Consider the following 11283-nt stretch of genomic DNA (forward strand, 5'->3'; position numbering starts at 1 on the left):
GAGTTTAGTGGCTTTTTTACGCGTAAAAAAGCCACTAAACTCCGTCCCCAACCGGCACTCGTCCCCAACTGGCACCTTTAATCAGTTCAAAATACCTTTTTATTTCTCAGCAAGTGCCTCGATCTCGCAAAGAACTCCCTTTGGAAGATCTTTTACTGCAACACAGCTACGAGCTGGTTTAGATACGAAATATTTTGCATAAACTTCGTTGAATTTAGCAAAATCAGCCATATCAGCTAAGAAACATGTTGTTTTAACAACGTGAGAAAAATCTGTTCCTGCTGCTTCTAATAATGCTCCTACATTCTTGCAGCTCTGCTCAGCCTGAGCTTCGATTCCTTCTCCTACGCTTCCGTCTGCTGGATTTACCGGAATCTGTCCTGATAAATAAACCATACCATTCACTTCAAATCCCTGTGAATATGGTCCGATTGCTGCTGGTGCTTTGTCTGTGAAAATTTCTTTCATTTTTAATCTCTCCTTTACTTTTCTTAATGTATTACAACCTGCAAATCCATTGCAAACTGTAATACACATTCTTATGCATATCTCAATTATCTCACATATCTGCAAAAAATCAACCGATTTCTTAAATTTTTCAAAATATTTTTTAGGTGTATCAAAATATTTTTTAGACCGTATCTTTTCTACCTGCTTTTGTCTTCTGCTTATTCTCATACATGTAGTAATCTACTTTATCAAACAGAGTACGTAATGTACATTCATTATAATCTGTCGAAATCCCCCAGCCTTGAGCAAAGCTGATCGGAATACTCTTTCTGTTTACATTAAACTGATCTACTTCTTTCTGAAGTTGATTCAATATTTCCTGAACATGTTCTTTATCTGTATCATAAATCACAGCAATAAATTCATCCCCACCGTATCGTCCCACAAAATCTTTCGCCGGAACCACCTTGCGTAAAATTCTTGCAAAGTTAGCAATCAGCTGATCTCCTGCTGAATGTCCCATTGTATCATTCGCCTTTTTCAGATTATTAAGATCAAACATCACACATGCAACCGGCTCTGTAATAAGCCGCATATCATGAAGTAATTCTTCACATCTGCTCTTATTCGGAAGTCCTGTATGCACGTCCAGATAAGCCCTCTGTTCCAATATTTTATTCTTCTTTACAATACGCATCCCCGATATCATCTGTTCCAGGACAAGACAGAACAGAATAAACATATCAATTGCTGACACAATCTCCAATACCCGAATCTCTTTTGCAATCTTTTCCGAATAGTTCTCTGCCGCAGAAACGGTCTCGTCTGCCAGATGAAAATATTTCTCACTCATGTCGACAATATTGGTCATTCGATATCCAACATCTCTCACCTTCTGGATTTCTTCTTTCAGATCTTCCCAATAATGAATCTGCTCATCCAACTTCTTCTGATACTCTTTATCATCCAGACTGATCAGATCATAATTACCGTCTTCATATTTCAATCCACTTAAAATATCATCCAGATATTGAATCAACTCATCATTCTGACGTCCTGACACTTCAAGTTTCATCTCTCTTTGCGTCGCACCACGCACCAATCCCGCATAGTTAATCACTCGTGCAGTTCCCTGTAAATGTTCGATTTCAAACATCATCATTCCAACCAGCGCAATCAGAATAACAATCAGACAACTTTGTATGATCGTCGATACTATTCTCCATTTTTTATGTTGCTTTGACTCTGCATCTCGTTTCATGATACATTTTCCTTCCTAACCACAAATAATTACTACTCACAATACACTGTGAACAGTAACCAGTAATATCTTTAAACATTCTTTTGAATCTATATGTTCTCTGCTACACATTTCTGATTATTGTATCATTATTTCAACAGTATTAAAAGTTTTACTGTAAAATTCGAATCAAAAAGCTCGCTGAAATCAGTACTAACGCTCCCATGCTTCACTATATCAGACTTCTCTGAAATGAAAAGTTTTAGAAAATAAAAAAACCTTAAAAAGTAAAAAAAATAGAATTTTGCGCTTTTATCTTATATAATGAAGTTAACGTCACAAGGAGGAACCTGTTATGTGCAAACCCAAGTATCCGATATCGAAAGGAGTACCATTAACATGAAATTACCAGGCTATTACTCTTCCGGTCAATTCGCCCGCATGGCAAATGTATCGGTTCGAACAATTCGCTTTTATGATAAACAAAATATTCTTCATCCATCCTATGTCACCCCATCGGGCTCCAGGTTTTATACAGACCAGGATTTTGCCCGTCTCCAACAAATCCTGCTTTTAAAATACCTTGGATTTTCGCTGGAAGACATACGAGAAATGACGATCAATGACAGCGACTATCATTTTATGCTGAATGCACTCCAGCTGCAAAAACGATTCATTCAGGATAAAATCGAACAGATGCAGTTAGTTGAAAATGCTTTAAACAACACCGTGGATGCCATCCAAAAAGAGCATCAGATCGACTGGAGCCAGATGTTGGATCTTATCCACCTTACAAATATGGAAAAAAGTTTTAAATCCCAATATCAAAATGCGACCAACATTTCCGCCAGAATCCGACTCCATCGAGATTACTCAATCAACAAACAAGGGTGGTTTCCATGGGTTTTTGAACAGTATAAACTCGATAGCATAAACAATACTGCAAATTCTAATTTAAAAGTTCTTGAGATTGGATGTGGAAATGGCGCTCTTTGGGTGGAAAATATGGATAAAATTCCTACAAAAATCCAAATCATACTTTCTGACATTTCCGAAGGAATGCTTCGCGATGCCAAACGTAATCTGCCTGCTGCCGACAAAAGATTCCAATTTCAGGCATTCGACTGTCAACAGATTCCATATCCGGATCAAAGCTTTGATTTAGTAGTTGCAAACCATGTCCTGTTTTATTGTGAAGACATTGCATCTGCCTGCAAAGAAATTGTACGTGTATTAACTCCCGGCGGGTGCTTCATCTGCAGCACATACGGAATCAATCACATGAAAGAAATCAGCGACCTCGTACAAAAATTCGACAATCGGATTGTACTTTCCGCCGAAAAATTATACGAACAATTCGGATTGGAAAATGGTGAAGAAATACTAAAGCCTTATTTCAATCAGATTGAATGCAAAAAATATATCGATGCCATCGAATTAGACCGACCCGAACCGCTGATCGAATACATCCTTTCCTGTCATGGAAATCAAAATCAAATGTTGTTGGATCATTATAATGAATTTCGTGGATTTGTTGAAAAAAATATGACGGATGGATTTCACATCACTAAGGATGCCGGATTATTTATCTGCCAGAAATAATTAGGAGATATTGCTGCTTAGAACCACATAGCAACATAAACAAGAAATGACTATACTCTCCTGCTCATCTTCATCGGACATGTCCGACTTTAATTCGCTGGATTGTATAGTCATTTCTTATTTTTTAACTACAAAATTCACCTTAAAAATGGAATGTATCTTTCAGTCCAACCCACTTCTGGTCCTTATCACTCAAATTCAAAGCTGTTCCATCCTCCAGCTGATATCCTTCAGCAGAAGCATTTCCCTGATACTCTCCAACCAACTGTGGCCACTCAATTCCAATCTCAGGGTCATTCCATGCAAGACCGCCCTCATCTCCCGGATGATAAAAGTCTGTACATTTGTAACAGAACTCTGCAAGATCACTAAGTACCAGGAATCCATGTGCAAATCCTTCCGGAATATAGAACTGTTTTTTGTTCTCTTCTGTCAGTTCAACACCAAACCATTTTCCATAAGTCTCACTGTCACTTCTCAAGTCTACAGCTACATCAAATACAGAACCTTTCACTACACGGACAAGTTTACCCTGTGGAAATTCTTTCTGGAAATGAAGTCCTCTTAAAACTCCCTTTGTAGAGCTAGACTGATTATCCTGTACAAAGTTCATTGTAAGCCCTTCTGCTTCCATATCTTTCTGATTATAAGTCTCCATGAAATATCCTCTTGCATCACCATGAACAGTAGGTTCAATTACGCAAAGACCTTCAATTCCACCTGCATTTTTTTCAACTTTAATCTGTCCCATTTTACTTCACACCTCTTATATTTCAATCTCTTTCAAATATCTGCCAAGAGCATCCTGCCATGTCGGTAATGGCTCAAATCCATTTTCCACAAGCTTGCTCTTATCCAGTCTGCTATTAAATGGTCTTGCTGCTTTAGACACACCATACTCTGCAGTTGTAACCGGTTTTACTTCCACTTTATCTTCACTGTATTCTGTATGTCCCAACTCTACAGCCTGACGGAAAATCTCTTTTGTAAAATCATACCAGCTGATGAAACCGCCCTCATTTGTTGCATGATAATAACCATATTTCTCTGTCTCTATCATATCAACCAGCAATCTTGCAAGATCATATGTGTATGTCGGAGTTCCGATCTGGTCGCTGACCACAGTCAACTTATCGTGAGTTTTTCCCACCTTAAGCATTGTTTTTATAAAGTTATTCCCATTTTTTCCAAATACCCATGCAATACGGACGATAAAATATTTAGACAATGTATTGGCAACTGCCAGCTCTCCGCCTAATTTTGTCTCACCGTATACGCTGAGCGGTTTGTAGTCTTTACAGTCCGGCTGCCAAGGCTTAGTACCCTGTCCGTCAAACACATAATCTGTACTTGTATAAACCATCTTGCAGTCAAGCTTCTTGCACATATCCGCGATATTCTGTGTTCCTTTTACATTTACCGCATAGACAATATCTTTTTTATCCTCATCCTCAGCAGCATCTACAGCTGTCCACGCTGCACAGTGCACAACTGCATCCGGCGCAACCTCTGTCAAAACCTTCTCTACAGAAGCCGCATCCGTAATATCCATCGGAACATATGGCATACTTACAACCGGTGTTCCATCCAAAACACCGCTGTAAGTTTCCTTAATATCAGAACCAACGCCTTCATAACCGCGTTTTGCAAGCTCATTCATCACATCATGTCCAAGCTGTCCGCCTACACCTGTTACTAATACTTTCATAGATTAAATTTCCTCTCGGTTTGCATACATTTTCTCATAGTAGTTCTGGTACTCACCTGAAATGATTGTCTCCCACCATTCTTTGTTGTCCAGATACCACTGAATTGTCTTCTTGATTCCATCTTCAAATTTTGTCTCCGGAAGCCATCCAAGTTCATTGTGGATCTTAGTTGGGTCGATTGCATAACGCATATCATGACCTTTTCTATCCTCAACATGTGTGATCAGACTTTCTGGTTTTCCTAATTCTTTACAAATAATCTTAACGATTTCAATATTTGTTTTTTCATTGTGTCCACCAACATTGTAAACCTCTCCAACTCTTCCCTTGTGGATAATCAGGTCGATTGCTTTACAGTGGTCCTCAACATACAGCCAGTCACGGACATTCAATCCCTCGCCATATACCGGAAGTGGCTTATCATTCAAAGCATTTGCAATCATAAGTGGAATCAATTTCTCTGGGAAATGATATGGTCCATAGTTGTTAGAGCATCTGCTGATTGTTACAGGGAGTCCGTAAGTTCTGTGGTATGCAAGAACTAACAAGTCTGCACCGGCCTTTGATGAGCTGTATGGGCTGCTTGTGTGGATCGGTGTTTCCTCTGTAAAGAATAAGTCAGGTCTGTCAAGAGGAAGATCTCCATAAACCTCATCTGTAGATACCTGGTGATATCTCTTAATACCATATTTACGGCATGCGTCCATCAAAACTGCTGTTCCTTTGATATTTGTATCCAAAAATACTTCCGGATTCTCGATAGAACGGTCAACATGGCTTTCTGCTGCAAAGTTTACAACCATATCCGGGTGCTCTTCCTCAAACAATTTATAAACAGCTTCACGGTCTGTGATGCTTTCTTTTACAAAACGGAAATTCGGGTTGTCCATTACTGGCTCCAATGTAGATAAATTTCCTGCATATGTCAGACAATCCAGACATACGATACGATAATCCGGGTATTTATTTAACATATGAAATACAAAGTTACTTCCAATAAATCCTGCTCCACCTGTTACGATAATATTCATAATTAAAAACTCCTTTTAGTATAAATTTTCCTGATATTTTCCATCTAGTACATCTTTGAGATACTGTCCGTACTGATTCTTCTTCAATACTTCATAAACTTCCAGAATCTCCTCTTTGCTGATCCAGCCATTGAGATATGCAATCTCTTCCAGGCAAGCAATCTTACGATGCTGATGTGTCTCAACTGTTTTCACAAAATTTGTCGCATCAACAAGACTCTCATGAGTACCTGTATCAAGCCATGTAAATCCCTGTCCGAGAAGCTCCACATTCAAGTTACCTTTCTCAAGATATACTCTGTTCAAATCTGTGATCTCCAACTCTCCACGGGCACTTGGTTTCAGATTCTTCGCATACTCTACAACCTTGTTGTCATAAAAATACAAACCTGTTACACAGTAATTGCTCTTTGGTTTCTCCGGTTTTTCTTCGATAGAAATTGCTTTTCCTGTCTTGTCAAATTCAACGATACCAAAACGCTCCGGATCATCTACATAATATCCAAATACAGTAGCACCCTTACCTGTCTCTGCATTTTCCACAGCAGCTTTCAGACGCTTGTTCAGACCATGTCCTGCGAAAATGTTATCGCCAAGAACCATTGCCACTGTATCATCACCGATAAATTCTTCACCAATGATAAATGCCTGAGCCAGTCCGTCTGGGCTTGGCTGTACTGCATATGACAAATGTACTCCGAACTGATGTCCGTCACCAAGCAGCTCTTTAAATCTTGGTGTGTCCTGTGGTGTAGAAATGATCAGAATATCGCGGATACCTGCATTCATTAATACAGACATCGGATAATAAATCATCGGTTTGTCATAAATTGGCAATAACTGTTTTGATGTTACCATTGTCAAAGGATACAGACGAGTGCCTGAACCTCCTGCTAAAATAATTCCCTTCATGAGAACCTCCTTATACGTTATGTATTCAATATTTTTCACGTCTCGTTTACTAGTTGTTCCCATTATAAAAGGTGACCTAAGGTCACCTTCAAGTACTTTTTTTAATTTTTATAAAATTTTTATTCTACTGTAACGCTTTTCGCAAGGTTTCTCGGCTTATCTACATCCAATCCCTTTGCAACAGATACATAATATCCAAGCAGCTGAAGAGGGATAACTGCCAATGAAGTAGCAAAATGTTCATCTGTCTTCGGAACATAGACTGCAAAATCTGCTGTATCTTCTATATTATAATTGCCATAATGTGTCAGGCCCATCAGATATGCGCCACGACTCTTCACCTCAACCAGATTTGAAACTGTTTTTTCATATAAATGATCCTGTGTCAGAACACCGATCACCAACGTTCCATCCTCAATCAAACTGATTGTTCCATGCTTCAATTCACCTGCTGCATATGCCTCTGAATGAATATAACTGATCTCTTTCATCTTAAGGCTGCCTTCCAGACAGATTGCATAATCGATTCCTCTTCCAATAAAGAATACATCCTTTGAGTTTGCATATTTCGCTGCAAACCACTGAATACGCTCCTTATCTTCCAGAATCTTGCCAATCTTTCGAGGAATTGTAGTAAGTTCCTGAATCATTTCACAATATTTTTCCTCAGAAATCGTTTCACGTACCTTTGCCAACTGCAGCGCCAGTGCATACGATGCAATCAGCTGTGTGCTGTACGCTTTTGTCGTTGCGACCGAAATTTCCGGTCCTGCAAGTGTATAAAATACATTATCAGCCTCACGTGCAATTGAAGAACCAACAACATTTACAATCGCAAGTGTCTTAACACCAAGCTCCTTTGACTCACGAAGTGCAGCCAAAGTATCTGCGGTCTCTCCCGACTGGCTGACCAAAATAACGAGACCATTCTTATCCAAAATCGGTTTACGATAACGGAACTCTGATGCAAGCTCAACACGTACCGGAATTCTTGCCAGATCCTCAATCACATACTGTGCTGCAACACCAACATGATATGCCGAACCACATGCCACAATATAAATCTGGCTGATTTCCTTCATCTCTTCCTCTGTCAGTCCAACTTCTGTCAGATCAATCTTGCCATCCTTCAAAACAGAATTCAAAGTATCCTCTACCACCTTCGGCTGCTCATGGATCTCTTTCATCATAAAATGCTCAAATCCACCCTTTTCAGCTGCCTCAGTATCCCATTTGATCTCAACAAGCTCTTTCTCGATCTCATCTCCATCCAGGTTATAAAATGTAATATTCCCCTTCTGCAGACGGGCAATCTCCATATTACCGATATAATATACATTTCTAGTATATTTCAAAATAGCCGGAACATCAGAAGCAATGTAAGACTCACCATTCTCCACACCTAAGATCATCGGGCTGTCTTTTCTTGCCACATAAATCTCTTCCGGATACTCCTTAAACATCACTGCCAATGCGTAAGACCCACGAATACGAACCATTGCATGATTGATTGCATCAATTGGCGTACCAAGATACTTCTTATAATAATAATCGATCAATTTGATCGCAACCTCAGTATCTGTCTCAGAATAAAAGACATACCCCTTTTTCACAAGCTTATCCTTTAATTCCTGATAGTTCTCGATAATCCCGTTATGTACACCTACTACATTACCATCATCACTGCAATGTGGATGTGCATTTGTCTCGGATGGTTCTCCATGTGTTGCCCATCTTGTATGTCCTATACCACAATTTCCAGCTACCGCACGTCCATCATCTGTCTTCTCACAAAGAACACTCAGACGTCCCTTTGCTTTTACCACTCTGACCGGTGCCTCACCGTCACGAACCGCAATTCCCGAAGAATCATATCCACGATATTCCAGCTTTGACAATCCATCCAGCAAAACCGGAGCTGCATTTTTGTGTCCGTTAAATCCTACTATTCCACACATATAACTTCTCCCATATTTTAAAACATCTCTTTTGTTACCAAATATATGCGAATCTTCTTTTATGAGCCGCAAAATATATTCGGTTGTAAGTATAACTTATTTTTCATAATTATGCAATTGCAAGACGAAACAATCTATTGTAAAATAAAATTAATTTTTTACATTATTTGCTCAAAAATGGGCAGAAAAGAGGCTCTGATATGAAATATAAAAATATTGTTTTCGACTACGGAAATGTCATTGCAAAATTCGATGGTCTTGCCATTTTAAGATCCTTTTGCGAATCCCAAGAAGATGCCGACCTGCTGCGTGACATCGTCTACCGCCAATGGCCGGACCTCGACCGGGGCACACTCGAGTACGATGATTACCTGCAAAGTACACTGGAATTAACACCGCCGCGACTTCAAGATACCGTCCGCACATTCTTTTGCGACTGGCCAAAAGAAGTCACACACCTTTCAAACACCCTTGCATTTATCAAAGAATTAAATGAGCGTCAAATCCCGATCTATCTCTTATCCAACGCTCCTACTTACTTTGCTGATTATATGGCAGATTCAGAATTATTAAAAAGCTTCAACGGCGTCATTTTCTCAGGTCCTATCAAAATGGCAAAACCAGACCTGGATATTTATGAGTACTTCTTTAAGCATTTTAATCTCAATCCAGAAGAATGCTTCTTCATCGATGACCTTCCACAAAATATCGAAGGTGCCAAAAATGCCGGAATGGATGGTATTGTCTTTACCGGAAATATTGATGAGGTAAAAAAACAGATTGAATTTTAGCTCATAAAATTTTTGCAATTTTTAAAACTCCGAAGATGTCGCATACATGGAAACAAAAAAATCGTTAAGGCACATATCAAAGCCTTAACGATTTTTATCTTTATATGATATATTATCAACTTCTGAAATACAAACAACAAAAGCGTTTACTTTAATCTTACAACAAATGTTTTCTCAATTCAGCTCCGCTCTTCGCACTCAAATATGCAGGTGCAATATCAAACACTGTCTTACATCCAGACTGACCTTCCTGCGCCAGTTTGTAAGCTGCTCTTGCATAGGCAACGAGCACAGACGCTGTAAACTCCGGATTAGAATCCAGCTTCAAGCTATACTCGATAAGATGCTTATTCTCTCCATCCCATCCTGTCTTTCCACTGCGAAGCACAAATCCACCATGTGGGATTCCACTATGATTTGCCTTCAACTCTTCCTCACTGATAAAATGTACGGTTGTATCATAATCAGAGAAATAGTTTGGCATTGTCTTAATCTCTTCTTCAACCTTCGCTGCATCTGCACCCTCTTCAAGCACTACAAAGCACTCTCTTGTATGCTTCTGTCTTGTTGTCAGCTCCGGATTCTCCCCGTTACGAACTGCTTCCAGTGCAGCCTCTACCGGAATTGTATACTGCTTTCCATCTTTGACACCTTCCACGCGGCGGATTGCATCCGAATGTCCCTGACTGACACCCTTGCCCCAGAAAGTATAGTCCTTACCTTCCGGCAAGATTGCATTTGCATAAAGTCTATTTAAAGAGAACATACCAGGATCCCAGCCTACAGAAATAATTCCGACATTACCACCTTTTTTAGCTGCTACATCGACATCTTCAAAATGCTCTGGAATTCTTGCATGTGTATCAAAGCTGTCAATGACATTGAACATCTCTGCATACAATGGTGTCTGCTTTGGAAGATCTGTTGCACTTCCTCCACAAAGAATCATTACATCAATCTTATCTTTCCAATCCTGCACATCCGCAATACGGCATACAGGAATATCCTCTGTTAAAATCTGAACTGTCGCAGGATCTCTACGTGTAAATACTGCTACCAGTTCCATATCTGCATTCTGTTTAATTGCACACTCTACACCTCTTCCAAGGTTACCATATCCTAAAATACCAATTCTAATGCTCATATTGATCCCTCCTATTGTTTCTTAACCGAGTCTTATTATAAACCCGTTAAGAGTTTGTGCGCAATAATTTTTTCTATCCTTCCATAAATATATAAGAAATATGCTTTTGGATAGTTTAACATATCTTTTTAACAGATTGCAATACAGAAACAATTTTTTTGCAATCAAGTGGTATCATACGAAAAGAGCCAGAAACCCCCGTCCCAATAACATTTAGTTAAGCTTTTTTCATCATAGTATGAACCTATTGAAGTTCTCTTCCCTAAGCTTTTAAAAAGTATTATTATCATAAAAGTAGATGATTTTTATAAGAAAATATTTTTTTTGCACCATAATCAGGCAGAGCCTTGCTTCTGCCTGATTAATACAATATAATATATCTTGTGTTAAGCTCTATTGTTTAACGGCTTTACAGTTTGTGATCTGACCTGTCGAGCGGTCTGTTG

General features: G+C 39.1%; 10 protein-coding genes. 2 read left to right on the forward strand and 8 right to left on the reverse strand.

The features are described from left to right. Positions 1 to 99 precede the first annotated feature (99 nt). The gene (locus D8Q48_RS16340) at positions 100 to 468 is read right to left on the reverse strand and encodes a RidA family protein (RefSeq protein WP_022075676.1); all 369 of its coding nucleotides are present in this window, start codon (positions 466 to 468) and stop codon (positions 100 to 102) included. Between the two features lie 163 nt (positions 469 to 631). Further along, positions 632 to 1711, reverse strand: coding sequence for a GGDEF domain-containing protein (locus tag D8Q48_RS16345; protein ID WP_121057279.1), 1080 nt, complete (start codon positions 1709 to 1711; stop codon positions 632 to 634). Positions 1712 to 2089: 378 nt separating this feature from the next. Here D8Q48_RS16345 and D8Q48_RS16350 point away from each other — a divergent pair, with 378 nt between their 5' ends. Continuing rightward, positions 2090 to 3292, forward strand: a complete 1203-nt coding sequence (locus D8Q48_RS16350; protein ID WP_117991275.1) for a methyltransferase domain-containing protein — start codon at positions 2090 to 2092, stop codon at positions 3290 to 3292. A 142-nt stretch (positions 3293 to 3434) separates the two neighbouring features. Here the strand turns inward: D8Q48_RS16350 and rfbC are convergent, their stop codons facing one another. The 5 genes from rfbC to glmS form a co-directional block, all read right to left on the reverse strand. Further along, positions 3435 to 4043 (reverse strand): dTDP-4-dehydrorhamnose 3,5-epimerase, encoded by a 609-nt coding sequence (rfbC, locus tag D8Q48_RS16355; protein WP_022075680.1) that lies wholly within the window; start codon positions 4041 to 4043, stop codon positions 3435 to 3437. 15 nt (positions 4044 to 4058) lie between these two features. Continuing rightward, positions 4059 to 5000 (reverse strand): dTDP-4-dehydrorhamnose reductase, encoded by a 942-nt coding sequence (gene rfbD, locus D8Q48_RS16360; protein ID WP_121057281.1) that lies wholly within the window; start codon positions 4998 to 5000, stop codon positions 4059 to 4061. 3 nt (positions 5001 to 5003) lie between these two features. After that, entirely contained in the window at positions 5004 to 6032 is a 1029-nt protein-coding gene (rfbB, locus tag D8Q48_RS16365) for a dTDP-glucose 4,6-dehydratase (RefSeq protein ID WP_121057283.1), read from the reverse strand. A 15-nt stretch (positions 6033 to 6047) separates the two neighbouring features. After that, complete coding sequence (gene rfbA, locus D8Q48_RS16370; protein WP_121057285.1) at positions 6048 to 6944, reverse strand: glucose-1-phosphate thymidylyltransferase RfbA; 897 nt, start codon at positions 6942 to 6944, stop codon at positions 6048 to 6050. Positions 6945 to 7063: 119 nt separating this feature from the next. After that, a complete protein-coding gene (glmS, locus tag D8Q48_RS16375) occupies positions 7064 to 8902 on the reverse strand; it encodes a glutamine--fructose-6-phosphate transaminase (isomerizing) (RefSeq protein ID WP_118738174.1) in 1839 nt (612 codons plus the stop codon). 200 nt (positions 8903 to 9102) lie between these two features. Between glmS and D8Q48_RS16380 the strand changes: the two genes are divergently transcribed. Then, a complete protein-coding gene (locus D8Q48_RS16380) occupies positions 9103 to 9693 on the forward strand; it encodes an HAD family phosphatase (protein ID WP_121057287.1) in 591 nt (196 codons plus the stop codon). Between the two features lie 157 nt (positions 9694 to 9850). On the opposite strand, the gene D8Q48_RS16385 is transcribed toward D8Q48_RS16380, so the two are convergent. After that, a complete protein-coding gene (locus tag D8Q48_RS16385; RefSeq protein WP_121057289.1) occupies positions 9851 to 10837 on the reverse strand; it encodes a diaminopimelate dehydrogenase in 987 nt (328 codons plus the stop codon). Positions 10838 to 11283: the final 446 nt, after the last annotated feature.

This window comes from Ruminococcus sp. B05 (assembly GCF_003628495.1).
Taxonomy (GTDB): Bacteria; Bacillota; Clostridia; order Lachnospirales; family Lachnospiraceae; genus Schaedlerella; species Schaedlerella hominis.

Bases quoted from the DNA above. Each gene is read 5' to 3' on its own strand.
- D8Q48_RS16340 (WP_022075676.1), bottom strand. From the start codon at position 468: ATGAAAGAAATTTTCACAGACAAAGCACCAGCAGCAATCGGACCATAT.
- D8Q48_RS16345 (WP_121057279.1), bottom strand. From the start codon at position 1,711: ATGAAACGAGATGCAGAGTCAAAGCAACATAAAAAATGGAGAATAGTA.
- D8Q48_RS16350 (WP_117991275.1), top strand. From the start codon at position 2,090: ATGAAATTACCAGGCTATTACTCTTCCGGTCAATTCGCCCGCATGGCA.
- rfbC (WP_022075680.1), bottom strand. From the start codon at position 4,043: ATGGGACAGATTAAAGTTGAAAAAAATGCAGGTGGAATTGAAGGTCTT.
- rfbD (WP_121057281.1), bottom strand. From the start codon at position 5,000: ATGAAAGTATTAGTAACAGGTGTAGGCGGACAGCTTGGACATGATGTG.
- rfbB (WP_121057283.1), bottom strand. From the start codon at position 6,032: ATGAATATTATCGTAACAGGTGGAGCAGGATTTATTGGAAGTAACTTT.
- rfbA (WP_121057285.1), bottom strand. From the start codon at position 6,944: ATGAAGGGAATTATTTTAGCAGGAGGTTCAGGCACTCGTCTGTATCCT.
- glmS (WP_118738174.1), bottom strand. From the start codon at position 8,902: ATGTGTGGAATAGTAGGATTTAACGGACACAAAAATGCAGCTCCGGTT.
- D8Q48_RS16380 (WP_121057287.1), top strand. From the start codon at position 9,103: ATGAAATATAAAAATATTGTTTTCGACTACGGAAATGTCATTGCAAAA.
- D8Q48_RS16385 (WP_121057289.1), bottom strand. From the start codon at position 10,837: ATGAGCATTAGAATTGGTATTTTAGGATATGGTAACCTTGGAAGAGGT.